This window comes from Nonomuraea sp. NPDC049709, assembly GCF_040674815.1.
In the GTDB taxonomy this organism is placed as follows: domain Bacteria; phylum Actinomycetota; class Actinomycetes; order Streptosporangiales; family Streptosporangiaceae; genus Nonomuraea.
Genome location: NZ_JBFANM010000047.1, coordinates 33,697 through 58,475, shown reverse-complemented (window position 1 = coordinate 58,475; position 24,779 = coordinate 33,697). Strand labels below are relative to the sequence as shown.

Here is a 24,779-nt window from a genome sequence, read left to right as displayed (position 1 = left end):
GTAACCCCCATATTTGGCGATGAGCCCCCTCGTCGGTATAGGCGTGACTCGACCGTTCCACCGTGTTCCACTGCCGTGCCGCCGCTCCTCACCCGTCGTCCGCGAGCGCCAGTCCGGTATGCCGGGCGATGAACGCGAGAGCGGCGGCCGTCTTCCAGATCCCCTGCTCACCGCGGGCCCCCGTATGGCCCGCGCCCTCCACCACGTAGTGCAGGACCGGTCCGCCCGTCGTCGCGTGCTGCAACCGGGCGGCCATCTTGCGGGAGTGCAGGGGGTCCACGCGCGTGTCATTGCTCCCCGTGATCAGGATCGTCGCGGGGTGGCGGCGCCCGGCGGACACGTTGTGGTAGGGCGAGTAGCTCAACAGCACCTCGAGCCCCGCCGGCTCGTCCGGGGACCCGTACTCCTCGCGCCACGCCTTGCCCAGCCCCCAGCGTTCGTAACGGATCATGTCGAACGGCGCACCCGCGCACCCCACGACCGCGTACGCCTCGGGCCGCTGGACCGCGGCCGCCATGGCCAGCAGGCCGCCGTTGCTGCCGCCGAGCAGGGCCAGCTGGTCCCGCCGCGTCCAACCGTGCCGGACGAGCCAGTCACCGGCGGCGTGCAGGTCCGCCAGAGCGTTGCCCTTGTTCGCCCCGCTGCCCTCCTGGTGCCATCGGCGGCCCCGCTCGCCGCCGCCGCGAATCCCGGCGACCGCGACGTACCCGCCATTGAGCACCCACGCCAGCAGGTCGGGCTGGAACGAGGGGCGGGCCGGGATGCCGAAGCCGCCGTAGACGGCCAGAAGGGTGGGACGGGGACGCTCCGCGCCGCACCCGGCCAGGATGGTCAGCGGGACCTCGGTCCCGTCGGCCGAGTGGTAGACGTGCCGGCTGACCTCGATGTCCGGACGTGCCGGCGCCTCGTCGCACGGGGTCACGCGGCCGGAACGCACATCCAGCCGCCAGGCCGACGGCGGGGTGTCCCAACCGGCATAGGTGAGGGCCAGGACGGCCGGATCGCCCGTCGGCCTGATCGAGCTCACCGTCCCGTCACCGGGCAGCCCGACCTCGGTGAGCGCGGCGCCCGTCGTCGCGTCGTGCACGGTCATCCGGCTGACGCCGTCCCGGTTGCGCACCGCGACCAGGCGGCGGCCGCGCTCGGTGCGGGCGAGGGTCACGCCGGCCAGGACCCCGGAGGTGTCCTCGGGCAGCAGGACCCGCCAGGGCCCCCAGCCGTCGCCGGCCCGGTCCGCGACGAGCACCTGCCCGAAGCCGCCGGCCGTCGAGGACGAGGCCACCAGCCGGTCGTCGTCGTCCACCACCACGACGGCCGAGGCTCCGGCCGCCGGCGGCAGCGGGCGGAGCGGGCCGCCCGCTCGTACGTCGGCGACGCTCACCCGCGTGTCGCGCGCGGTCCCGTCCCGGACAGTGACGACCAGCCAGCGGTCGTGCCAGAGCGCCACGTGATAGCGGGTGGTCGCCGCCTCGTCGCCGATGACCAGCTCGTCCGCGGTGACGTCGCCGCCGACCTCGTGGTGGTAGACGCCCGTACCGGGCCGGTCGAGGTGGCCGCGCGTGCAGAAGTACGCCTGCTCGTCCGCCCGCCACTCGATCGGGGAGTACCGGGTCCCGGACACCGTCTCCACGACGCGTCCGGTGGTCACGTCCACCAGCGACAGGGGGGTCCGGTCCTCGGCGCCGGCCACGAGGACCTGGATCGCGACGAGGCTCCCGGCGGGAGACGGCTGCCAGCTCGCGACGGTGGCGTGGGGATGCAGGTCGGTCACGCCCACGACCGTCCGCCACCCCGCCCGCTCCCGTACCTGTAGCGTCCAGCGCTCGTCCGGCCCGAAGGGACCGGCTCGGAACCCGCGGGAGCCCGCGGTCCTGGCCGGGGACGGGGACGGCCGGGGGGCGAGGTCGCGCAACATCCGGCTCAGCCGTCGCCTGCCCGGCAGCCGCTCCAGACAGCCGACGCTGAGCGCCTGCTGCTCCCGCAGCCATCGCCGGGTGTCCTCGGAGTCCGGGTCCTCCAGCCAGCGGTACGGGTCCGCGACGAGATGCCGGTGACGGTGCTCCGTCACCGGGTCCCGCCGCGCATCCGGGTATCTCACGAGGGCACTCCCGCGGTCGTACCAGCGGGAGCGTCGGCAGCTCGCGCACGGCCCCGCCGCACGGAGACGAGGAGCATGGTCACCGCGACGAGAGCGATGGCCTGGCACAGCCAGATACCGTTGCGCACGCCGAACTGCTCCCCGAGCACGCCGCCCAGGAGGGCGCCGGCGGCGCTCGCGAGCGTCACGACCGTGGTGAGCAGCGTGGTCATCCGGCCGAAGTACTCGTCCCCGATGTCGTCGGACAGGATGGTGATGAGCGCCAGGTTGCCCGCCGCCCCGAAGAACACGGGCAGCCCGATGCCGATCGTGACCAGTGCCAGCACCGCCCAGAGCGGCCCGCCGGCCAGCGGCAACGCGAGGGTCGCGAGCACGGCGGCCAGCGAGCACGCCAGCAGGAGGCGACGCGGCGAGTGGCCGCGCTCCAGCAGCTTGGGCGCCGCCAGCGAGCCCACGGCGCCGAGGAGCGTGGCGGCCACCATGGGAGCGCTGTACAGGGCGACGGGCAGGTGCAACGTGTCCAGCAGGAACAGGGAGCGCTGGGCGAGCGTGCCCTGGGTCGCCACGTTGAGCAGGAACGCGTAGGCCGCGAAGGCGGACAGCAGCGGGTGCGCGCGGATCACCGACACCCCGGCGCGCATCTCGCGCAGGATCCCGGCCTTGGGTTCGGGTTTGCCCGACCGCCGATCCGGTGATCGCAGGGCGCGCAGGCACGAGGCGCTGAAGGCGTAGGTCAACGAGTCCAGGAGGAACAGCAGCGGAGCACCCAGCGTCGCCAGCAAGGGACCGGCGATCGTGCCCGCGACGGCACGCGAGATCATCTCGGAGGACTGCAGCCGCCCACGGGCCGCTCCCACGTTCTCCACATCGTCGAGGCTGCGCAGATGGGTGAAGTACAGAGCGAAGACGACGATCTCCGCCAGGCCGATCAGGAAACCCACCGCGCACAGCCAGGCGATCGTCAGCACGCCGGTGAAGGCCGCGGCGGCACAGGCGAGCACCACGCCACCGCAGAGCAGGTCGATCAGCACGAGCATGCGGCGCGGCCGGACGATCCGATCCGCCAGGACACCGCAGATCGGCCCGAACAGCAAGGCCGGCAGGGTCGCGCTGACCACGATCAAGGAGATTTCCCGGGGGGTGGCATGCAGGTTGATCACGGCGACCACGGAAGAGGCGGTGGCGGTGAGGCTGCTGCCGAAGACCGAGGCGGCCTGCCCGGTCAGGTAAAGCCGGAGGTCGGAAACACGTTTGATGTGCACCATGGTCGGAGCTCGCCATTCTTTGTTTTTGACTTCGTACGGCACCGGCAATTCGAAAAGGGTGGGCGCGGGAATCGACGAGTCCCGCGCCCGGGGTGACCTAGTTCTCGTTCGAGCAGTGCGACCAGCTCAGCGTGCTGATGGGCGCGTCCTCTTCGATGCCGGAGTCGCCGGCGTCGACGGTGGCCTGCATCTGCAGCTTCAGCACGTCGTTCATGCTGTGATCCTTTCGATCGGCGGTTACCGTGAGCCCGCTTCCTGGATTCACGGGACTTGCCCGGTCATCATTACCGGCGCCGGTGCGCGGCGAAAGAGTTTTTCCGGTCAGCAAGCGGACATTTGCCATGTCATTTTCCGGACCTGTGGCCCGGCCGATGCACCGGCTAATGTGAAATTCGTGGTCGATACCTCGGTTGCCAATGAAGTCGAAAAAGGAATCGTCGTCGTCGGTGCCGGTCTGACCGGCATGTCGGTCGCGATGATGCTCGCCCGGCACGGCCTGCCCGTGACGGTCATCGAACGTGACGAGTGCGCGGCGTTCGGCCGGCGCGAGGGCTATCCCGCCCTTCGCGCCGGAGCGGCACACGCCCGGCGCCCCCACCAACTCATGGCGGGAGCGCGTGACATCCTGTGGCGATCGCTGCCCGACGTGACGCGCAAGGTCTACGAGCTGGGCGCCCGCGACGCGGTCGAACATCCCGGCGATTCACCGGCCGCCTTCATGGCCCTTCGCCGGGCCCTGCTGGAACGGGCCCTCCTCGCCTGCGCGCGGGATCTCCCCAGCCTGACGCTCCGGTTCGGCGAGCGGGTGCTCGACGTGGTGACCGGGGATGAGCCCGGGGCGCGGGTGCGCGGCGTGCGCACGGCGACGGCCGTCCTTCCCGCCCGGCTGGTCATCGACGCGACGGGCATCCACGCCCGGCTCGCCTCCGCCGCGCCGTACGTCAGCATGAGATCGCACCTCTACTACACCTCACAGCCCTTCCGGCTGACCGACGCGGGATTCGCCGCCGCGCAGGACGCCGTCGCGCTGTGGAGCCCCGCTCCGTCCAGGGATGTCGTGCACGTCCGGCTGTTCGTGCACGATCCGCCCTTCGCCTCGGTCCTCGTCGCCCTGCGCGGCGACCGGCATCCGCCCGGCCGGCAGGTCATGCTCGAGTCCTATCGCGCGGCTCTGGCGTCCGAGCGGCTGCGATCGTGCCTGCGGGACGCGGTCCCGCTCGCGCCGATCCAGGATTTCGGATTTCTGCGGAGCAGGATCCGCCTGTCCGCGTTCTCCGGACCGTGCGGGCTCCACCAGATCGGAGACGCGCTGGCGGCGCTGAATCCGCTCACCTCCCGAGGCGCGGGGCTCGGCCTCGTCCAGGCGGAGTTGCTGGCCGAGGCCATCGCCCGCGACCCGGACGACTTCGCGGGCCAGCGAGCGGTCATGATGCGCGCCTATCACGACTGGGTCGCACCTCATTGGGCGATGGGCGTGGTCCAAGGGTTTCTCCGGCCGGACGCGGACCCGCCGCCGGAGGTCGCCGAGCTCATCGCCGCGGCTCGGCACAGGTGGAACCGGATTCGCGAGATCCGCCGGGCCTGGCACGCGCCGTCGGCCGCCGGCACGGATCGGACACGGCTGAAGGACCACATGCGGGCAGCCCTCGAGGTCCTGGCGCTCCAGGCTCCGCCATCCGTACTCGACTCCCTGCCGGAAACGGCTGGAAGGTGCGCACCATGAGGGCCGCCTCGCATGGACATACGCCGGCGTTCTGGTCGGGCGTGACGATCACGACGGTCGGCGTGCTGTTACAGCTGCCGAGCTACTTCATGGCCCGTGACATGCACTATCACATGGCCGGCATGCCAGTGACGACCGAGATGGCCATCGGCATGGTCCTGCTGTTCGTCGGCGTCGGCGTCACCGCCTACAGCCTGTTCCCGCGGTCGGGTGGCAGGCGGCCCGAGCTGAGCAGGGTGAGCATCGCCCCGCTCGACGACGCCCGGATCAGACCCGCTCACGTCGGGCTGCTCCTGGTCATGGCGGCCGCCATCACGATCGACGTGATGAAGCCGACCGCCTTCGCGTTCCTCGTTCCCGGCGCCGCGGCCGAGTACGGGCTGCGCGGGCCGCTGAACCCGACGGCCGACGCGCTGCCGATCGCCCTCTACCCGTTGTCCGGCGTCACCGGCATCATGATCGGCTCGTTCGTCTGGGGCTGGCTGGGCGACCGCATCGGGCGGCGCGCGTCCATCCTGCTGGCGGCGATCATCTTCATCGCGACGTCGACGTGCGGCACGATGCCCGAATTCTGGATGAACCTGGTCACCTGCCTCGCCATGGGCCTCGGCGTCGGCGGCATGCTCCCCCTCACCTTCGTGCTGCTCTCGGAGACGGTGCCCAGAAGGCATCGCGGCTGGATGATCGTGCTCATCGGCAGCGACATCGCCGGCGCGTACATCATCGTGAGCTGGCTCGCCTCCACCTGGGCTGCGCCCGAGGCGTTCGGCTGGCGCCTGCTGTGGCTCGTCGGGCTGCCCACCGGTCTCATCCTGCTTCTGCTGAACCGCTGGATCCCGGAGTCGCCCCGCTTCCTGATCATGCATGGCCGGGACGAGGAGGCCAGGGCCGTCATGCGCAAGTACGGCGCCACCATCGTCGAGACGCAGTCGGAGCTCGCCGTCGAGCGCGACCTGGACCGCGGCACCCGGCTGGCGTTCAGCAAGCCGTTCCTCGGCCTGACCGCCGTCGTCGTCCTGCTGGGGCTGAGCATCGGCACCACCCAGTTCGGCTTCCAGCAGTGGATGCCGTCCAACCTCCAGCGGCTCGGCTTCTCCGAGGTGAACGCCAGCGAGATCCTCCGCAACGCCGCGATCATCGGCTTCCCGTTCAGCGTGCCGATCGCGCTGCTGTACGGGTTCTGGAGCAGCAAGAAGACCATCATCCTGCTCATCGCGCTGATGGGCGGATCGCTCGCCACCTTCGCCGCGCTGGGCGACCAGGTGGCCGCCAATCGCGGCCTGCTGTACGTCCTGCTCGTCGTGCCGGTGTGGGGGATCAGCATCCTGAACGCCGTGCTCGCCGCCTACACCGCCGAGATCTATCCGACCGTCGTCCGCGCACGCACGAGCGGCCTGTCCGCGGGCGCGACCAAGGCCGGCGGGGTGCTGATCCTGGCCCTGGTGATCACCGCCGTCGCGGTCCCCTCGGTACGGGTGACCGCCGCTGTCGGCGTCATCCCGATGGCCCTGGCCCTGATCGCCCTGATCGCGTTCGGCCCGGAGACCCGGCACAAGCAGCTCGAACGCATCACGGCCGAGGAACTGCGGTCGTCCGGCACTTCACCTGTCCCCTGATCCGGCCGTCGGGACCTGGCGAAGAACCCTGTCCAGCGGCCGTGAAGTGCAGGATCGCCCTCTATCTGCCGAACGTGTATCGTCGGGAACCATGTTCCGCCCCCTGCAGGCCGGCGAACCGACCCGGCTGGGTGACTACCACGTCGTCGGCGGCCTCGGTGAGGGCGGGCAGGGCGTGGTCTACCTGGCCGAGCACGCCTCGGGCGAGCGGGTGGCGATCAAGGTGCTGCACGCCCGGCTGGCGGGCAGGAGCGAGGCGCGCGAGCGCTTCTTACGCGAGGTCGACGCGGCCATGCGGGTGGCCGCGTTCTGCACGGCCCGCGTGCTGGACGTGGCGGTCGACGGCGACCGGCCCTACATCGTGTCGGAGTTCGTCGACGGCCCGTCGCTGCAGGATTCCGTCCGCGAGCACGGCCCCAGGTCCGGAGGCGCGCTCGACCGCATCGCGGTCAGCACGGCCACCGCGCTGGCGGCCATCCACCGGGCCGGGATCGTCCACCGCGACTTCAAGCCGTCGAACGTCCTGCTGGGCTCCGACGGCCCCCGGGTGATCGACTTCGGCATCGCGCGCGCTGTCGACGTGACCGCCACCGCCGGCTCAGTGGGCACCCCGGCGTACATGGCCCCCGAGGTGATCCACGGCGAGCCGGCGCTGCCCGCGTCCGACGTGTTCAGCTGGGCGGTGACCGTGGGCTTCGCCGCGACCGGGCGCCCGGCGTTCGGCCAGGACACGTTGCCCGCGGTGATGTACCGCATCCTCAACGACCAGCCGCAGCTGGACGGCGTCCCCGAGCCCCTGCGCGCCCTTCTCGTCCGCTGCCTGGCCAAGGCGCCGCGGGAACGCCCCACGTCGGCCGAGGCCCTGCATCTCCTCCTCGGCCACGACCAGAGCGTGACCAGGCCCGTCGGCGCGGACCCGGGCGCGGCTCCACCGGCTGGAGCGGCACACGCCTGGGCCTCGTCCACCGGCAGGCCGCCGGCCGGGCCGCCCGTCGCCGAGCCCGTCGCCGAGCCCGCCGCGACACCCGCTCTCGGTGCGCCGCCCACGGAGGGAGCGCCGCCGGCCGCCCTCATCACGGACCCACGCGGCAAGCGGTCCAGGCTCCTGGTGGTGGGCTCGGCCGTCTCCGTGGCGGTGCTCGTGAGCGTGCTGGTGGTGACCCTGCGAGAGGGAGCGAGCGACTCTCCGGCGACGCCCATGCCCTCGGCGACGGCGGGCGTACCGTCGGCGACGGCCGGCGTCGCCGCCCAGCCGTACGGCCGGAGGATGGCGAGGGTCACTCTCGGCGGCGAGGTCAACAGCCTGGCGGTGAGCACCTACGTCGGACAGCGCGCGGTGCTGGCCGGCAGCACCAAGGGGGTGGCCAGAGCGTGGAAGTTCGACACGCGCCCCAGCGAGCTCGCCGAGCTGAGGACCACCGGCGGCGAGGAGACGGACGCCGCCATCGACGTGGGCGAGGTGGACGGGCAGGCGGCCGCGTTCAGGCGGCTGCGGAACGGCGGCGTCATCGTCTCCCGCGCGGAGAGCACCGAGCCGCTCGGCCCCACCTACCGAGGCCACCGGAAGATGGTCTACACGATCGCCTCCGCGCAGGTGTCGGGCAATACGGTCCTGGTCAGCGGCGATGAGGCCGGAAAGGTCCACGTCTGGGACCCCACGACGGGCAAGGACTCCGGGCCCCAGCCCAAGGCGGCGGGTGGTGACCCGGTGTTCGGCGTCGCGACCGGCACGATCGACGGGCATCCGTTCGCGGTGACCGCGTCGGCCGACGACACCGCGCAGGTGTGGAACCTGGAGACCGGCTCTGCGGGCGCCACCTTCCGCGGCCACAGCGGTGACGTCTTCGCCGTGGCGACCACCGCGATGGACGGCACGCCGGTGGGGATCAGCGGCGGCTCCGACCGCAAGGTCCGCGTCTGGGACGCGCGCAGCGGCGAGGAGTTCGCGTCGTTCTCCGGCCACACCGCCGAGATCGCCTGCCTGGCGGTAGGCAGGGTGAAGGGGCGCGCGGTCGTCGCCTCCGGCGGGTTCGACGGAACCATCCGCGTCTGGGACCTGCGCAGCGGCAAGCAACTCGGCGACCCGCTGAAGTCCGCCGGTGGGCGCGTCTACTCGGTGGCGATCGCCGAGGACGACGGGGCGTCCTGGCTGGCCGCGGGCGACGTCAAGGGCAATGTCACCGGATGGAGCCTCGGCCCGGCCTCCCCCTAGCCGAACCTGATTCAACCGCCGGCGCCGGAGCACTCGGCCCGCTCCCCCACCTGACGGCGCAGCACCGCTTCCGCATGCGTGGCCCATCCGGTACCGGCGGACGCCCGCCTGCCGATCCCCGTGCGAATTCCCCAAGTCACGACATATCCCGGCGGTGGAGACGTTAGGCTGCCGTGACTGCAGAGACGTGCGCGGTTCGAGAGGTGGCGGTTGGCAGGGGAGGCTGCGCGGCTGCTGGTGCGCTTCGGGCGCAGGTACGCCTGCGCGGTACGCCTGGCGACGCTGGTGCCGATCTGCGCCATCGCCCTTTTCCGGGCCCCGGCCGAGCACCTGGTGAGCACCGCGGTCGTGGTCGCCGTCGCGGCGGTGTGGACCTGTGTGTTCGCGTGGTGGTTGCGGGCGGGGCGGGGCAACGCGCTGGTCGCCCTCGACGTGGCCGTCCTGCTGGGACTGTTCGGCAGCATCTTCTGGACCGACGCCGTGGAGGACAGGAACACCGGGTGGCTGCGGCTGCTGGTCACCTTCGCCTGCGTGACCTACCAGTGGCACACCTCACCGGCGGCGGGCGGCACGGCGGCGTTCGTCGGCGGGGGCGGGGCGGTGGCGATCCTCACGGAGGCGGAGGCGTGGGAGGTGGACGCGAGCCTGGTCACCGGGACGATGTGGGCGGTGCCGGCCGCCGCGCTCTCCAGAGCGGCCTGGATCCTCGTCCGCCATGCGGCGAAACGGGCCGACCTGATGGCGGCCGAGGCCCTGCGGGCGCGCGGCGAGGCCACGGTGGCCGAGGCCGTACGCGCCGAGGAACGCGAGCAGGTCAACTCGCTGCACGACACGGCGGCGACGACCCTGCTGATGGTGGGCCTGGGGCAGGTGCGCTCGGACGCCGGCTGGCTGGCCCCGCAGGCGCGGCGCGACCTGGACAGGCTGCGCTCCGTCAGCGGGCAGGCACCCGAGGAGGCCGACCTCGTCGACCTGCTGCGTGCTGATCTCGCCGTCACGCACCTGACCGTGGACTTCGACGGCCCCGAGCGGCTCCGCCTTCCGTTCGACGTCGCCAGGGCGATCACCGACGCGGCGGGCGAGGCTCTCACCAACGTACGCCGTCACTCGGGCACCGCCCGCGCGACCGTCCGGCTCCGGGGGGACGCGCGGGCGCTCCGCCTCGACATCGCCGACCAGGGGAAGGGGTTCTCGCCGGACGCCGTGCCGGGGACCCGGCGCGGGGTGCGCGAGTCCATACGCGGCCGGATGGAGCGCGTCGGCGGCACGGCCACGGTCACCTCCGCCGCCGGCGAGGGGACTCAGGTCCGGCTCGAATGGCGGGCACTGACGGGAGACACCGCCGATGCGTGACACCGACGCGAGTCGTAACGGCGTGAGGTCGAACGGCGTCCCGGGGATGAGCGCGGCCGTTGCGGGTGACGCCGTCGAGGAGTCCACGCGGGCGCAGTTGCGGCGCGGCCTGCGGGTGGCGACGCTGGTCATCGCCATGGCGATCGTGTTCGGGCTCGGGCTCACCAACCTGGTGCGCCACCTCGGCTCCTATGACACGCCGCTCACGCAGCTGGGCGCCTTCGCGCTGCTCGGCGTCGTGCTGATCGCGGAGGCCGCGCTGCTCATCCGCGGGCGGTCGTGGGGCCGGCTGCGCGGCGTGGCCATCGCGGTCGTGCTCGCCGCGTCCATGCTGTCGTACACGACCCTGCCGGAGGGCCGCACCTCGACCGGCACGGACTGGATGTTCGGCGCGGCCAACTGGGCGGGCCTCGTGGTGGTGCTGGACCGCCCGCTGCGCACGGCGGTGCTGTTCCTGCTGGCCCACGAGCTCACCGCGCTGCTCAACCTGCTCCTGCTCGAAGGGGCCTCCCGTGGGGAGCTGGCCAGGTTCGCGACCGGGTCGGTGACCGTGATCGGCTTCCCGCTGTGCGTGGCGGTGGTGGCGACCGTGCTGCGCAGCCTCGGCGCGGCGGCGGTGGCCGCGCGCAGGGAGATCGAGCGGGTACGCGTCGCGGAAGCCGTCGCCGCCGAGTCGCACCGCCGCAGGCAGCAGCGCTTCGCCGAGCTGTCGGTCACCACGGTGCCGCTGCTGGAGGGGCTCGCCGACGGATCGCTCCACCCTGAGAACCAGCTGGTCCAGCGGAGCTGCGCCATCGAGGCGGCCCGCATGCGCAGGCTGTTCGCCGAGTCCGACACCGTCGCCAACCCCCTGCTGCACGAGCTGCGCCACTGCATCGACGTGGCGGACCGCAAGGGCGTCGTGGTGGAGCTGGACGCGCGCGGCCAGTGGCCGGCACCGCCGGTCGCGGTCAGGCGGGATCTCACCGAGGCGGTCCTCGTCGTCCTCGCCACCTCGGCCACCCGGGCACGCGTCACGGTCGTGGGCAGCGCCGCGCTGGTGTCGGTCAGCGTGGTCGCCGACTGCGGCGAGATCGACGTGCCGGCGCCGGCCACGCCGGGCGTCCGCATCGAAGCGTTGACCTACGACGACACGGTCTGGATGGAAGCCCAATGGCAGCCGGCCAGGTGAGCACCGCGCTGATCGTGCCGTCCGGCCGGGAGCGGCGCGTGCGCAGGTCCCCGTGGACCTCGTCGAACATGAGCGACGTCCGACCACAAAGTGGCCGGACGCCGCTCACGCTGGATCAGCTGATGAAGAATTCGTTGCTGCGTACGGTGCTCACGGCGCCGTCGTCCTGCCGCAGGATGGCGATGAACTCGTACAGGCCGTTGGCCTGGAAGTCGCCGGCGTTGACCGTGTACGTCGACTGCTTCATGTAACCGTCGTTCTGGTTGGGAGTTACCTGCTTCCAGTCGTCGCCGGGGACGGGTCAGCGCGGTTCTGCGGGCGCGATCCCTGCACTTGCTCGACAACAGGTCATCGTCGTTGACATGACACTTGGCCCGGCCCCGGTCCTCGGGAGGAGGACCGGCCTTCGACCGTCCGGACGCGGCGGTCTGCAGGGCCGCCGGGTCGAAGTCGCTGGGCAGGCCGGTGACGGTGAGATGGGCGCGCTGTCCGCCGGGTGCGGCGGGCAGGCCGGATGCGCGGATGAACCGGCCGCGGTCGCCACGACGGGTGCGACCAGATCTACGAGGTCGCCCGCTCGTCGATGAGCCCGGCTGCCGCCAGGTCGGTCCACAGCCGTTCCGGCACCTGCCCGGCGAACGCGGCCAGGTTGCGTCGTACCTCCTCGGCCGAGCGCATGCCGACCACGATGCCGGCGACCGCGGGATGCCGCAGGGGGAAGGCCATCGCGGCCGCGGGCAGTGTCACGCCGTGGGCCTCGCAGACGTCAGCGATGCGGTGCGCGCGCTCCAGCACCTCCGCGGCGGCGGGCCGGTACTCGAATCGCGCGTCGGGTCCGGGGCGCGGCGTGGCAAGGACACCGGAGTTGAAGACAGACGCCGCGAGGATCGAGACACCGTGTTCGGCGCATGCGGGCAGCAGGTCGTCGAGGGCCGACTGTTCCAGCAACGTGTAGTAGCCGGACAACATGACGGCGTCGACGTCGGCCTCCCGGACGAGCCGGGTGAGCATGCCGCTGTCGTACATGCCCGCCCCGATGGCGCCGACGATGCCTTCCGCTCTCAGCTCGGCCAGCGCGGGATAGCCGTCGCGGAGCGCGGCCTCGAAGTGTTCCTCGGCGTCGTGCAGGAAGAGCAGGTCGATGCGGTCGACGCCCAGGCGGGTGAGGGAGTCCTCGACGCTGCGCCGGATGCCGTCTCGGGAGAAGTCCCAAACCCGCCGGTGGGTCGCGGGCACCTGGAAATACTCGTCCATCCGGCCGGCCGCGTCCTGCGGCAGCAGCAGCCGGCCCACTTTGGTGGACAGGACGTACTGCTCGCGCGGCATCCGGCCCAGGAACTCGCCGATCCGGCGTTCGGAGTGCCCGATCCCGTAGTGCGGCGAGGTGTCGAAGTAGCGGACCCCGCCCGCCCACGCCGCGGCCAGCGCCTCGGCGGCCGCGTCGTCGTCCGGCGGCGTGAACAGCCCGCCCAGCGGACCACCGCCGAAACCCAGCTCCGTGACCTCTACCGCGCTGCGCCCGAGCCGCTTGGATTTCATCCCGCCGTCCTTCCTGACAACCTCGATGCGTTCACGATCACAGCCTGGGATGCGCGCGGGCAATCAAATCAGCGTCCGGCTTAATGATCGGCTTCATGCGCGTCGGGCAGAGCCGGTGAGGTGGTCGCCGAGCGGGGTGCGGCGGTACAGAACCTGCCGCCCGTCACGACCCCGGCGCGGCTTACCCGCCCAGCGGCTCTGGGAGCTGCTGCGAGCGGCTGCTCAACGCCTGACCAGGCGGGTCGGCCGGCGGAGGGCCGGGTCGGTCAGTGCTCGGGCGGCGCCAGATGGGCGCGCTCTCCCTGCGCGCCGAACAGGGTGAGCAGCTCCGCGGACTGACTGCCGGCGCTGCCGATCCAGTGCGGGATGCGGGTGTCGAACTCCGCGGCCTCGCCGACGCCGAGCCGGAACTCCTGCTCGCCGAGCACGAACCTGACGTGCCCGTTGAGGACGTAGAACCACTCGTATCCCTCATGGGTCTGCAGGTTCATCGTGGACGATCGGCCGGCCGGGGGATAGATCACCTTGTAGGCCTGGATACCGCCGGCCCGCCTGGTCAGTGGCACCAGCACCAGCCCGGATCGCCGTACCGGCCGCAGGTGGATGCGCGGGTCGCCGGTGGGCGGGGCCGCGACGAGATCATCGAGCGGGACGCCGTGGGCGCGGGCCAGCGGCAGCAGCTGCTCCAGCGTGGGGCGCAGCTTGCCGTTCTCCAGCCGGGACAGGGTGCTCGCGGTGAGGCCGGTTTCGTCCGCCAGCGTCGCCAGCGTGGCGCCCCGCGCCCGGCGCAGAGCACGCAAGCGGGGCCCGACTCCGGCCAGAACGTCTCCTGAGGGATGGTCCATGCTCCGATAATGCGGATCCGCAACTTTTCTTGCAAGTGGGAAACAGGGGTGGCGATGCTGTCGGTACATCACCGGCGCCGAACGTACGCATCGGATCGCGTACGGCACGCCGGCCGACGAAGGGGCGACTCAGATGGATCCCACCGGACACCGGCGGCCCACGTCCGACGCCGCGGGCGGACACGGCGCGGGCGGACACGGCGCGGGCGGACACGGCGCGGCGGACGAGGACGCCGCGCTGTTCTGGGAGCGGCACTACCGCACCCGGCGCACCTGGGACGCGCGCGTCAACCCGCTGCTCGCCGAGACCGCCGCCCCGCTGCGCCCCGGCGCCGCCCTGGACCTGGGCTGCGGCGCCGGCGGCGACGCCATCTGGCTCGCCCGGCGGGGCTGGCACGTCACCGCCGTGGACATCTCCAGCACCGCCGTCGAACGGGTACGGGACCGCGCCCGCGAGCTCGGCGTCGCGGACCGGGTCACCACCGAGCAGCACGACCTGTCCGGCAGCTTCCCGTCCGGCAGCTTCGATCTCGTCTCGGCCCAGTACTTCCACACCCCGTTCCCGATGCTCCGCGGCCGAGTCCTGCGCACCGCCGCACGGGCCCTGCACCCCGGCGGCCTGCTGCTGGTCGTCGACCACGGCTCCACCGCGCCCTGGTCGTGGAACCAGGACCCTGACGCCCACTTCCCCACACCCACCGAGATCGCCGCCGAACTCAATCTCGACCCCGCGCACTGGTCCGTCCTGCGCGCCGACATGCCCCGCCGCCGGGCCACCGGACCCGCCGGTGAGACCGCCACCGTCATCGACAACGTCCTGCTCGTCCAGCGAACCGCCGGATGACGCCGGGATGACCCCGGATGAACACCGCAACCACACGACGTCACGTCGGAACGGAGCCACTCGATGCCAGGAACCCGCGCGCAGCGACCGAAAACGCGGGCGAAGGACACCACGCCCCCGCGGACCGGCGCCGACGAGAAGGCCACCCTGCGGGGCTTCCTCGACCACCTGCGGAACGCGATCGCCGACAAGGTCACCGGCGTGCCGGAACCGCAGGTCCGGACGGCCGGAGTGCCCTCGGGCACCAACCTGCTCGGGCTGCTCAGGCATCTGGCGTTCGTCGAACGGTTCTACTTCCTCGGTGAGGACGCCGGCGACTGGCGCGCGACCATGCGGCCGTCCGCGGAGGACACCGTCGACAGCGTGCTCGCCGACTACCGCGAGACCGTCGAGCGGGCGAACCGGGTCATCGACGCCTGCCCGGATCTGTCCCTTCCCGCCCCCCGGCCCGCGCGCCCGGGGCCGGCACCGTCGATGCGATGGGTCCTGGTGCACATGATCGAAGAGACCGGCCGGCACGCCGGCCACGCCGACATCCTCCGGGAGCGGATCGACGGTTCCACCGGCCGCTGACAAGCGGGCGCGCCGGGCCACCCCGTGCACGTGAGCGCCGCCGCCCCGGATCCCGCAGGACCGAGTGCGGGGGCTCACGTTACGCGCTCTTGAAGATCGCCCGGTTACGGTGGCTGGCATGCCCGCTGCACCCAGACGACCCAGGATTCACTGGCAGGACGACGCCGAGTACCTCAGGAACAGAGACCGGATCGTCAGCGAGACGCCCCCGCCCTCCGCCGAACCGCCCGTGACACCCGCCGGGGACGCGGACGAGAAGCCGAGCGACCCGTAGCCGATCTCGTGTCTCACGCCCTGGTGGAGCCTTCGCGCACCGCCATCAGTCGTTCCACGTGCGGATGAGGCCCCAGCTCATCAGCGCGACGAGCGCCAGCCCTCCGACCCCGATCAGGACAGTGAACGCGGTGACGCTTATGGCCAGCGCGCTCAGGAGTACGGCACCCGCGACGGTGAAACCTACGATGACGATGCCGTTCCAGGTGAGGTGGATCCGTGCCGGCGTGCGCGGGGTGGGTGCCACCGGGAGCGGCTCCCACAGGGACCCGCACTCAGGGCAGCACCACGGGTCGGCGCCGCCGGCCGCCGTCACCGGCCCCCGCATCGCGATCGCGATCGCCGGGGTCCTCCTCCTGGCCACTCCGTTGCCGCTCCCGCGGCACGGGTCCGCGCCGCGGGTCGCGGGGGCATCGGCGGCGAGCCGGCCAGGAAGGTAGCAGGCCGTATCAGCCTGGCACCGGCCGGGCGCCGGGCACGGCCCGCAGCAGTGAGCGCAGCAGTTGTGCGGCGGTGTCGGGGGGCACCTGGGCGGGGGTGTTCATGATCTGGGAGGCGAGTCCGTCGACGAACGTGTGCAGGAGCGCCGCCCAGAGCTCGACCTCGGCATCAGGGTGCGGGAGCGTGGCCTGACCCAGCTCGCGGGCCGGCTCGTGACCGCGGATGAGGCCGATGCAGAGGCGGTACAACGCCCGCTGCTCGTTCCACGTCACGGAGCCTCCTTCCGGAGGGTGCTGGCGCTCCCATTCCACGACCGCCGACCACAGCGCGTATTCCTCGCGCCGCTCGGCATCGAGCGGCAGCATCTCCTCCACGAGCATGGCGGCCCCTTCGACCACCGAACTCGCGGTGCGGGGCCGCTGAAGGCGTGGGAGGACCCGCCCGCGGAGGGTGTCGGTGGTGGCCTGTACGACGTAGGTCTGCAGCTCGTGCTGATTGCGGAAGTAGTGCCGCAGGGACCCGGTGGACCAGCCGGCTTCGGCGGCGACTCCGCGGACCGTCACGCCGGCCAGGCCTTCGCGCAGGATCACCCGGATGGCGGCCGCGCCGAGCTCGGCCCGTCGCTGGTCATGATCGACAAGTCTTGGCACGCCCGCATGCTAACACGGGCGTGCTTTTTTAATTAGCATGGGTGTGTTATTTACGGTTCGCCACCTTCCCGGAAGGAGACGCATGTGTCGATCGAGACGATTGGCGCGGTGCTCGGACTGGCCCTGCTCGACACGCTGAGTCCCACCCTGATCGGGGTGACGCTCTATCTCCTGCTGACCAGGCCGCGCCGCATGGGCGCGCTGCTCGGCGGTTACCTCGGATCGGTCGCGATCGCGTACTTCGCCTTGGGCGTGGTGCTGATGCTCGGCCTGGGCGCTGTCGTGCGACTTGTCGACGGGACCGGATGGGCCTGGGGACAGGCCGCCGTCGGCGCCGCACTCATCGTGGGGAGCTACTTCATCCCCGACAGGAAGCCCGACCGCGTGCCCGTTCAGGATCGGCCCTTGACCATCCGCTCGATGCTGCTGCTGGGGCTGGGGACCTGGCTGTTCGAGTTCGCCACCGCCGTGCCGTTCTTCGGCGCGGTCGGCATCATGACCTCGGCCGGCCTGCCCGCCGTCCAGTGGTCGCCGCTCCTCGGCGGGTACGTGACCATCATGGTGCTCCCGGGCATCCTGCTCTTCGCCGGATGGCTCGCCCTGGGCGAACGGCTGCGCGCCCGGTTCGAACGGTGGGAGAAGAAGATCTCCTCCGGATCCCGCACGGTGGTGAGCTGGGTGATCTGGATAGCGGGGTGCGTGATCCTCCTGGAGGCGGTCGACCAGATATTCCCGCAGGTAACCGTCGTCACCCCATGGGGATGAACGGCGCGGGCCGCGGCCGGGTCCCGGTGTTCGGCGCGGCCCCGCCTCCTGACCTCAGCGGCAGAACGGCGCCATGCCGAGCACGGACTTGACGCCGCCCAGCAGGTGCTGGGTGAAGTACTGGTCGCCGTCCATGGGCTCGTCGGTCCAGGCCTTGACGTCGTGGCCGAGGGTGGTGAGCCACGCCTTGCCGCCGTCGTAGTACTGGCACCAGCTCACCGGGTGGTCGTCGCCGTGCCCGGGGTGGCCGAGGTTGCCGCGTACGCCGCGGGCCAGGGTCGACTCGTCCACCTCGGCCAGCACGCGGACGCGGGTCGGGGCGGGCACGAGGTTGTACCACTCGTCGGAGAAGCTCCAGGTCCGGGGCAGCCCCTGGGTGGAGACGTCGCGGCGGTTGACGGTGACGACGGTGCCGGGCTGGTTGGCGCTGTGGTCGTAGAAGTTGGCGTTGCCGAGCAGGCCCTCGTACCAGGGCCAGTTGTACTCGGTGCCGAAGGCGTTGTGCACGCCGACGAAGCCGCCGCCGGCGCGGATGTACTGGCGCAGCGCGGTCTGGGCGGCGTCGTCGAGGGTGTCGCGGGTGGTGCTGAGGAACATCACCGCGTTGTACGGCAGCAGCCGCCCGGCCGAGGAGAGCTGGGTGACGTCCTCGGTGTAGTCGACCGCGAAGCCGTTCTCCTGGCCCAGCTTGATCACCGCCTTGACGGCGACGTTGTTGTCGTTGAGCGGCGGGTTCAGGCCGGGCGCGAGCGGGGTGCCGAGGTGCGCGTGGCGGGGACCGGCGGTGCGGCTGTAGACGAGCAGCTTGTAGCCCTTGGCGGGGTCGAAGTTGCCCCAGTCGTGGTAGCAGCGGGGGTCGGTGCCGCGACAGACCCCGTAGTCGGGATCGCCGAGGTTCTGCGCCCCCTCCGGGGAGGCGGCCGAGCTGGGGGCGGTGGCGGTGAGCAGGATGGCCGCCGCCGCGGTGGCGGTGGCGATGGAGAGTTTGCTGCGCATGGGCACCTCGCGTAACGATCCGTCAGGCGGATCGAATGGTCCACTCAGGGGTTTGAGCGTAACCACGGATCTTCGCGGGAACAAGCTCTTGCCTTCACTCCCGGATCGGACTTAAGGTTCATCCGTTCTATGGATCTGGTGGTCCACTGAGCAGACCGCGGAAGCGGCGCGCGAAAGGGGGCTCCGCCGCCGCGGAGCCCCTTTCGCGGACACTCAGAGCCAGGTCGGCAGGATGGACGGCGGGATCGGCCCCTTGTTGCGCCGCCCCTGCCCGGTTTCCTCCCAGGCGTGGGCCAGGATCCCGACCGATCTGCTGAGCACGAAGAGACCACGCGCCAGGGGTGCGGGGAAGCCCAGCTCGGCGTAGATCACCGCGGTCGCCCCGTCGATGTTCATCGGCACCGGCGCGATCAGCCGCTCGACCTCGATCGCGGCGCGCAGGTGCGCGCCCGGCACCACTCCGGCCGCGACGGCCTCGGACACCAGGTCCAGCAGCGGGTCCCGGCGCGGATCGCGCGTGTGGAAGCGATGCCCGAACCCGGGCAGGTACTTGTCACGCGCCCGCCAGCGGGCGACCACGGCGGCCGCGTCCCCGTCCGCGACCACCTCCTCCAGCAGCCGGACGCACTGCTCCCCCGCCCCGCCGTGCACGTCGCCGAGCAGGTTGACCCCCGTGGCGACGGCATTGTTGAGCCCCACCCCGCAGGTGGCGGCCATCCGGGCGACGGCGATGGACGGGGCGTGCGGCCCGTGGTCGACCGACGAGACCAGCGCCGCCTCCAGCAGCGCCGCCTGGCGGGGATCCGGCCGGTCGCCGCGGAGCATGAGCCAGATCATCTCGGCGAAGCCGATCCGCCCGATGAGCTCCTGGACCGGCTGCCCGCGCAGCTCGATGACGTCGGGCTCGATCCGCGACACCGCGGTCGCCCACCAGTCCGCCGCCGCCCCGGCGCCGCCTCCCGACCCGGGGCCGGCGCCCGTGGCCCGCTCGCTCATGACACGGCCTCGAACTCGTCGTTGTGCTCGCCGAGCAGCGGGGCGGACCCGCGCGGGCGCAGGGCGACGCCGTCGACGACCACGCCGTTCCCGGTGAGGGTGACCTGCCGCTCGCCCGCTCCCGCGAAGGGGACCTCCGTGAGGAAGCCGCGATGACGTACCTGGTCGAGCTCGAGCGCCTGCGGCACGGTGAGGATGCGGGCGGCGGGGACGCCTTCGCGGGAGAGGATCTCCTCCCACTCCAGCGCGGTCTTGGCCCGCAGGGCCTGGTTGAGCTCCTGGTTGAGGGCCTGCCGATTGGTCTTGCGCGCCTCCCGCTCGGCGAAGCGGGGGTCGGTGGCCAGGTCGGGCCGCCCGGTGAGCCGGCACAGGGTCTCGAACTGGGCCTGCTGGTTGGCGGCGATGTTCAGGGGCCCGTCGGCGGTCTCGAAGGTGCCGGAGGGGGCGGCGGTGGCGTTCTGGTCGCCCATCGGCTCTGGCTCCACCCCGCTGATCAGGTAGTTCGACACCGTCCAGCCCATGGCGGAGATCGACGCCTCCAGCATCGACAGATCCAGGAAGCAGCCACGGCCGGTACGGTGCCGCCCGGCCAGCGCGGCGGAGACCGCCAGGGCGGCCATCAGCCCGCCGACCGTGTCGCAGATGGGGAACCCCACCCGCAACGGGGCCGTGTCAGGGGTGCCGGTGACGCTCATCATGCCGGACAACCCCTGGATGATCTGGTCGTAGGCGGGCGCCCCGCTCATCGGGCCGCTCTGGCCGAAGCCGGAGATCGCGCAGTAGACCAGGCCGGGGTTGAGCTCCCGCAGGCGCTCCCATCCGTAGCCGAGCCTGGACAGCACCCCGGCCCGGTAGTTCTCCAGCAGGACGTCGGCCCCGGCGACCATCGGCTCGAAGGCGGCCCGGCCCTCCGGGCTCTTCAGATCCAGCTCGACCGACTTCTTGCCGGCGTTCTGGGCGAGGAAGGAGGCACCCATCTGCTCCCGGTTGAGCTCCGGGTCGGGGCCGAGCCGCCGGGCGAGATCCCCGGCGCCGGGCAGCTCCACCTTGACCACCTCCGCGCCGAACAGCATCAGCTGGTAACTGCAGTACGGCCCGGCCAGAACGTTGGTCAGGTCCACGACCTTGACGCCGTCCAGTGGCAACTGCTGCATTCACGCTCCATAGAGTCAAGTCAGCGGATGGTCGAACCCGCGCTCCGACATGCGCTTGGCGGCCTCGCGCAGATCCGCGGCGAATTCTTCGACACGGTCGTCGGTGAAGCGGACCGTGGGGCCGCTGAGCGTCAGCGCCGCCACGGTCGTCCGCGAGCCGCCCGTGACCGGGACGGCGACCGCGGACAGGCCGGGCTCGCGTTCGCCGTGGCTGACGGCGAACCCGTCGCGCGCCGCCTCGTCGATCCAGTCCCGCAACGTGGCCACGTGTGCCGCCCCATGGGGAGACGAGCGGGCCACCCGCAGGAGCAGCCGCTCCGGCGCGTCCTTGAGCAGGACCTTGGAGGAGGCTCCCGCCCACAGGGGCAGCTCGTCGCCGACCCGCACCACATGGCGTAGCGGCTGCGGGCTCTCCTGCTGGGCGATGCATATGCGGTGCACGTCGCGCAGGACGTAGAGGTTGACGGTCTCGCGGTGCCGGGTGCCGAGTTCGCGCATGAGCTGGACGGTCTCGGGCGGCAGCTCCCACGCCGAGCGGGCCAGGTGCGCCCAGCGCCACAGAGCCGGACCGGCCGCGTAGCCCTTGGGCGTGGCCCACAGCAGGCCCATGTGCTCCAGGGTCTGCAGCAGGCGCAGCGCCGTGGTCTTGGCCAGCCCCGTCTCGTCGACGACCTCCCGGATCGTCAACGTCCGCCGGTCCTCGGTGAGCAGCGAGAGAATGTCGAACGCGCGCTGGACGCTGCGCACACCCCCGCTCTCCCCCGACGCTGCAGGAATGTTCGAAGGCACGGATCCTCACTAGTGAGTCGAAGGTGAACCTGCTGCTCACCCTCTCATGTGGTCCGTACGCTAACACCCAGTCCGCTTGGCGGTCCATATGCTCCATCAAGCGGATTGCACGAGCCTCTTGCCAGAACCTTCGCCGTCCTCATACCGTGAGGCAATCCACAGTGCGGAATCTAAGAACCGCTGCGCGGATCAATGGGAGTCATCGACCATGAGCACCATCCACGAAGCCGGTTGCTTAGTCGCCGGAGAATGGCTGACCGGCGGCGAGCACGCCGACCGCATGGGCCCCTACCTGCGGGAAACCGTCAGCCGGGCACGGACCGCACAGCCCGGCGACATCACCGCGGCCCTGGCCTACGCCCGGCGGTCGGCCAGGAAGGTCGCGCGGCTGGCGCCCGCCACCCGGGCTGACATCCTGGAACGTGCCGCCGCCGCGGCCACGGCGCAGAACGACCGGCTGGCCGGCCTGCTGGCGCTGGAGCTGGGCAAACCGCTCAAGGACGGGCGTGGCGAGATCCTGCGGGTGGCGGACACCCTGTCCGTCGCCGCCGCCGAGGCGAGGATGATCGGCGGCGAGGTGCTGCCGGTGGCGGGCTGGGCCCGCGGAGTGGGCAACACCGCGCTCACGCAGCGGGCCCCGGCGGGCCCGGTGCTGGCGATCACGCCGTTCAACGCGCCCGCGAACCTGCTGGCGCACAAGCTCGCCGCCTCCTTCGCGGCCGGAAACACCACGATCGTCAAGCCGCCGCCGCAGGCGCCCGCGGTCTCCACGGCGCTGGTGGAGCTGCTGCTCGAGGCCGGGATGCCGGTGGAGGCGGTGCAGGTCCTGCACGGGGGCGGTGAGGTGGGCGCGCGGTTGTGCGCCGCGCCGGAGATCGCCGTGATCAGCTTCACCGGCGGTGTCACGGCCGGTCACGCCGTCGCCCACGCCGCCGGTCCGAAGCGGGTGATGCTCGAGCTCGGCGGGAACGCCGCGACCATCGTCTGCGAGGACGCCGACGTGCCGGCCGCCGCGCGGGTGTGCGCCCGCACCGGTTACAGCAACTCCGGCCAGAGCTGCATCTCGGTCCAGCGGGTGTACGTCCAGCGCGGCCGGTTCGAGGAGTTCGCCGAAGCGCTGACCGCCGAGGTGAAGGCCCTGGTCGTCGGCGACCCGCTGGATCCGGGCACCGACGTCGGCTCGATGGTGGACGACGACGCGGCCGAGCGGGTGGTCCGCTGGACCGCCGAGGCGGCCGGTCAGGGCGCCCGGGTGACGATCGGCGGCACGCGCGAGGGCGCGGTGATGGCGCCGACCGTCGTCGCCGCCCCGCCCGCCGAGGCCCGGGTCGTGCGCGAGGAGGTGTTCGGCGCGCTGGTCGCCGTGCTCCCCTACGACGATTTCGACGAGGTCCTGGCGGAGTGCAATCGCAGCACGTACGGGCTGCAGGCCGGGCTGTTCACCCACGACGTGCGCCGCATCGTGACGGCCTGGCGCGAGCTGGAGGTCGGCGGCCTGGTCGTGAACGGCTCGTCCAACTTCCGCCTCGACCACGTCCCGTTCGGCGGGGTGAAGGACTCCGGCATCGGCCGCGAGTCGCCCCGCTGGATGATCGAGGACTTCACCGTGACCAAGACCCTGCTGCTCAAGGGCCTGACCATCTGGGGAGACCAGTGACCAACACGGCCGCCCACGCCCTCGTCGCCCAGCTCGAGGAGCTCGGCGTCGAGTACGTCTTCGGCACCTGCGGGCACACCAACATCGCCGTCCTGGACGCGCTGGCCGACAGCCGCATCCGCTTCGTCATCGCCCGCCACGAGCAGGCCGCCGCGCACGCCGCCGACGGCTACGCCCGCGCCTCCGGCAAGCCCGGCGTGCTGCTCGTGCACGTGGGACCCGGCCTGACCAACGCCGCGACCGGCGTCATGACGGCCGCCCTGGACTCGGTGCCGATGGTGGTGATCTCCGGCGACATCCCCTCCTACTACCACGGCCGGCATCCGCACCAGGAGATCAACCTGCACGCCGACGCCGACCAGGCGAGCGTCTTCCGGCCGTTCGTCAAGCGGGCCTGGAACGTGCACCGGGCCCAGGACCTCGGCCGTTTCGTCGAGCGCGCCTTCTGGACGGCCACCTCGGGCCGTCCCGGCGCCGTGCTGGTGAACGTGCCGATGGACGTCTTCTCCCGGCCCGCCGCGCCGTACCCGCCGAACAGCCACGCGGCCCTGCCCGGCCTGCCGGAGGCCACCGCCGAGCAGATCGCGGCCCGGCTGGCCACCGCCGAGCAGCCGCTGATCTACGTCGGCGGCGGGCTGCGCGAGGAGACGGAGGCGCTGATCCGGCTGGCCGAGCACCTCGACATCCCCATCGCCCACTCGCTCATGGCCAAGGGCACGGTTCCGGACGCCCACCCGCTGGTCCTCGGGATGCCCGGGTTCTGGGGCCTGGACCTCACCAACACCTACGCCCGCGAGGCGGACGTGGTGCTCGCGCTGGCGACCCGGTTCGCCGAGACCGACGCCAGCTCCTGGGACTCCCGCTTCACCTGGGACTTCTCCGGCAGCACGCTCATCCAGATCGACATCGACCCGGCCGAGATCGGCCGCAACTACCCGGCGGAGATCGGCGCCGTGGCCGACGTCCGGCTCGCGGTCAAGGCGATCGCCGGCGCGGCGGCGGCACACGCGCCACGCACCCGCCCCGAGCTGCGCAAGCAGATTCTGGAGGCTCGATCGGAGCTGTTCGCGGCCAGCCGGGAACGCGGCCGGAGCGAGGACTTCCCGCTGCGGCCCGAACGCATCCTGAAGGACCTGCGGGACGCGCTGCCGCCGGACGCGATCCTGGTGACCGACGTGGGCTGGAACAAGAACGGCGTCGCCCAGTGCTACGAGCTGCCCGCCGAGGGCCGCTTCATCACCCCGGGGGGCGCCTCCACCATGGGCTTCGGCCCGGCCGCCGCGATCGGCGTGCAGCTCGCCGAGCCGGGCCGGACCGTGGTGGCGCTCATCGGTGACGGGGGCATGAGCGCGCAGCTTCCCGCGCTGCCCATGGCGGTCGAGCAGGGCGCGCCCGTCGTGTTCGTGGTGATGAACAACCGCTCCCACGGCACGATCTCGGACCTGCAGTCGGCGCATTACGGCCGCAGCCACGGCTGCGACTTCACCGACCCGGCCGGCCTGCCGTACAGCCCCGACTTCGCGGCGCTCGCCCGGGCCTGCGGGGCCGACGGCCGCACCGTCGCCACGCCCGCCGACCTCGGCACGGCGCTGCGCGAGGTCATCGCGAACCGGCGGCCCGCCGTGATCGATGTGCCGATGGTGAACGAACCGGTGCCGACGCCGGGCCATTGGAATATCAAGGACATTTACCAGGGCCTCTTCACCGACTGACCCGCCGAAACCGTTGTAAGTTCGAGATTCCCTGAGTCGCATCCTGACGTTATAACGAACGTACTAGTCCGTGAATTAATACTCACCCACCCCCCTACGAGGTGAAC

General features: G+C 71.8%; 22 protein-coding genes. 11 read left to right on the top strand and 11 right to left on the bottom strand.

The features are described 5' to 3' along the window. Positions 1-88: 88 nt before the first annotated feature. Positions 89-2,098 carry a prolyl oligopeptidase family serine peptidase gene (locus AB0J69_RS38400; protein WP_364128042.1) on the bottom strand — a complete coding sequence of 670 codons (2,010 nt, stop codon included), beginning with the start codon at positions 2,096-2,098 and terminating at the stop codon, positions 89-91. Beyond that, a complete protein-coding gene (locus AB0J69_RS38395) occupies positions 2,095-3,363 on the bottom strand; it encodes an MFS transporter (RefSeq protein ID WP_364128039.1) in 1,269 nt (422 codons plus the stop codon). Before AB0J69_RS38395 ends, AB0J69_RS38400 begins: the two co-directional genes overlap by 4 nt. A gap of 217 nt (positions 3,364-3,580) precedes the next feature. Between AB0J69_RS38395 and AB0J69_RS38390 the strand changes: the two genes are divergently transcribed. From AB0J69_RS38390 to AB0J69_RS38370, 5 genes are all read left to right on the top strand, one after another. Then, the gene (locus AB0J69_RS38390; protein WP_364128036.1) at positions 3,581-5,086 is read left to right on the top strand and encodes an FAD-dependent oxidoreductase; all 1,506 of its coding nucleotides are present in this window, start codon (positions 3,581-3,583) and stop codon (positions 5,084-5,086) included. Further along, positions 5,083-6,702 carry an MFS transporter gene (locus AB0J69_RS38385; RefSeq protein WP_364128033.1) on the top strand — a complete coding sequence of 540 codons (1,620 nt, stop codon included), beginning with the start codon at positions 5,083-5,085 and terminating at the stop codon, positions 6,700-6,702. Before AB0J69_RS38390 ends, AB0J69_RS38385 begins: the two co-directional genes overlap by 4 nt. A gap of 91 nt (positions 6,703-6,793) precedes the next feature. After that, entirely contained in the window at positions 6,794-8,914 is a 2,121-nt protein-coding gene (locus tag AB0J69_RS38380) for a serine/threonine-protein kinase (RefSeq protein ID WP_364128030.1), read from the top strand. A 210-nt stretch (positions 8,915-9,124) separates the two neighbouring features. Continuing rightward, on the top strand, positions 9,125-10,267 hold the full coding sequence (locus tag AB0J69_RS38375) for an ATP-binding protein (protein WP_364128028.1): 1,143 nt from the start codon (positions 9,125-9,127) through the stop codon (positions 10,265-10,267). A gap of 46 nt (positions 10,268-10,313) precedes the next feature. After that, on the top strand, positions 10,314-11,438 hold the full coding sequence (locus AB0J69_RS38370) for a hypothetical protein (protein ID WP_364128025.1): 1,125 nt from the start codon (positions 10,314-10,316) through the stop codon (positions 11,436-11,438). Positions 11,439-11,553: 115 nt separating this feature from the next. Here the strand turns inward: AB0J69_RS38370 and AB0J69_RS38365 are convergent, their stop codons facing one another. The 3 genes from AB0J69_RS38365 to AB0J69_RS38355 all read right to left on the bottom strand — a co-directional run bounded on the left by AB0J69_RS38365 (position 11,554) and on the right by AB0J69_RS38355 (position 13,822). Then, complete coding sequence (locus tag AB0J69_RS38365; protein ID WP_364128022.1) at positions 11,554-11,685, bottom strand: hypothetical protein; 132 nt, start codon at positions 11,683-11,685, stop codon at positions 11,554-11,556. Positions 11,686-11,999: 314 nt separating this feature from the next. Then, positions 12,000-12,977 (bottom strand): aldo/keto reductase, encoded by a 978-nt coding sequence (locus AB0J69_RS38360; protein ID WP_364128019.1) that lies wholly within the window; start codon positions 12,975-12,977, stop codon positions 12,000-12,002. A 266-nt stretch (positions 12,978-13,243) separates the two neighbouring features. Further along, positions 13,244-13,822, bottom strand: coding sequence for an XRE family transcriptional regulator (locus tag AB0J69_RS38355; protein ID WP_364128016.1), 579 nt, complete (start codon positions 13,820-13,822; stop codon positions 13,244-13,246). Positions 13,823-13,955: 133 nt separating this feature from the next. Here AB0J69_RS38355 and AB0J69_RS38350 point away from each other — a divergent pair, with 133 nt between their 5' ends. From AB0J69_RS38350 to AB0J69_RS38340, 3 genes are all read left to right on the top strand, one after another. Continuing rightward, complete coding sequence (locus AB0J69_RS38350; protein WP_364128014.1) at positions 13,956-14,666, top strand: class I SAM-dependent methyltransferase; 711 nt, start codon at positions 13,956-13,958, stop codon at positions 14,664-14,666. Between the two features lie 63 nt (positions 14,667-14,729). Beyond that, the gene (locus AB0J69_RS38345) at positions 14,730-15,239 is read left to right on the top strand and encodes a DinB family protein (RefSeq protein ID WP_364128012.1); all 510 of its coding nucleotides are present in this window, start codon (positions 14,730-14,732) and stop codon (positions 15,237-15,239) included. Positions 15,240-15,357: 118 nt separating this feature from the next. Further along, complete coding sequence (locus AB0J69_RS38340; protein WP_364128010.1) at positions 15,358-15,513, top strand: hypothetical protein; 156 nt, start codon at positions 15,358-15,360, stop codon at positions 15,511-15,513. A 45-nt stretch (positions 15,514-15,558) separates the two neighbouring features. Here the strand turns inward: AB0J69_RS38340 and AB0J69_RS38335 are convergent, their stop codons facing one another. After that, positions 15,559-15,876, bottom strand: a complete 318-nt coding sequence (locus AB0J69_RS38335; RefSeq protein WP_364128007.1) for a hypothetical protein — start codon at positions 15,874-15,876, stop codon at positions 15,559-15,561. A gap of 85 nt (positions 15,877-15,961) precedes the next feature. After that, positions 15,962-16,603 carry a TetR family transcriptional regulator C-terminal domain-containing protein gene (locus AB0J69_RS38330; RefSeq protein ID WP_364128005.1) on the bottom strand — a complete coding sequence of 214 codons (642 nt, stop codon included), beginning with the start codon at positions 16,601-16,603 and terminating at the stop codon, positions 15,962-15,964. Between the two features lie 84 nt (positions 16,604-16,687). On the opposite strand from AB0J69_RS38330, the gene AB0J69_RS38325 reads away from it, so the two are divergent. Continuing rightward, complete coding sequence (locus AB0J69_RS38325) at positions 16,688-17,368, top strand: GAP family protein (RefSeq protein WP_364128003.1); 681 nt, start codon at positions 16,688-16,690, stop codon at positions 17,366-17,368. Between the two features lie 54 nt (positions 17,369-17,422). Here AB0J69_RS38325 and AB0J69_RS38320 read toward each other — a convergent pair whose 3' ends face one another. The 4 genes from AB0J69_RS38320 to AB0J69_RS38305 form a co-directional block, all read right to left on the bottom strand. Further along, positions 17,423-18,364: a ThuA domain-containing protein gene (locus AB0J69_RS38320; protein WP_364128001.1), complete on the bottom strand. Its 942-nt coding sequence runs from the start codon at positions 18,362-18,364 to the stop codon at positions 17,423-17,425. A gap of 213 nt (positions 18,365-18,577) precedes the next feature. Continuing rightward, the gene (locus AB0J69_RS38315) at positions 18,578-19,360 is read right to left on the bottom strand and encodes a citryl-CoA lyase (protein ID WP_364127998.1); all 783 of its coding nucleotides are present in this window, start codon (positions 19,358-19,360) and stop codon (positions 18,578-18,580) included. Then, positions 19,357-20,514, bottom strand: a complete 1,158-nt coding sequence (locus AB0J69_RS38310; RefSeq protein WP_364127995.1) for a CoA transferase — start codon at positions 20,512-20,514, stop codon at positions 19,357-19,359. The genes AB0J69_RS38315 and AB0J69_RS38310 overlap by 4 nt, the downstream gene beginning before the upstream one ends. A gap of 15 nt (positions 20,515-20,529) precedes the next feature. Continuing rightward, positions 20,530-21,261: an IclR family transcriptional regulator gene (locus tag AB0J69_RS38305; RefSeq protein WP_364127992.1), complete on the bottom strand. Its 732-nt coding sequence runs from the start codon at positions 21,259-21,261 to the stop codon at positions 20,530-20,532. Positions 21,262-21,511: 250 nt separating this feature from the next. Here AB0J69_RS38305 and AB0J69_RS38300 point away from each other — a divergent pair, with 250 nt between their 5' ends. Both AB0J69_RS38300 and AB0J69_RS38295 read left to right on the top strand, forming a co-directional pair. Next, positions 21,512-22,960, top strand: coding sequence for an aldehyde dehydrogenase family protein (locus AB0J69_RS38300; protein WP_364127989.1), 1,449 nt, complete (start codon positions 21,512-21,514; stop codon positions 22,958-22,960). Then, positions 22,957-24,672 (top strand): thiamine pyrophosphate-binding protein, encoded by a 1,716-nt coding sequence (locus AB0J69_RS38295; protein WP_364127986.1) that lies wholly within the window; start codon positions 22,957-22,959, stop codon positions 24,670-24,672. The genes AB0J69_RS38300 and AB0J69_RS38295 overlap by 4 nt, the downstream gene beginning before the upstream one ends. Positions 24,673-24,779 lie beyond the last annotated feature (107 nt).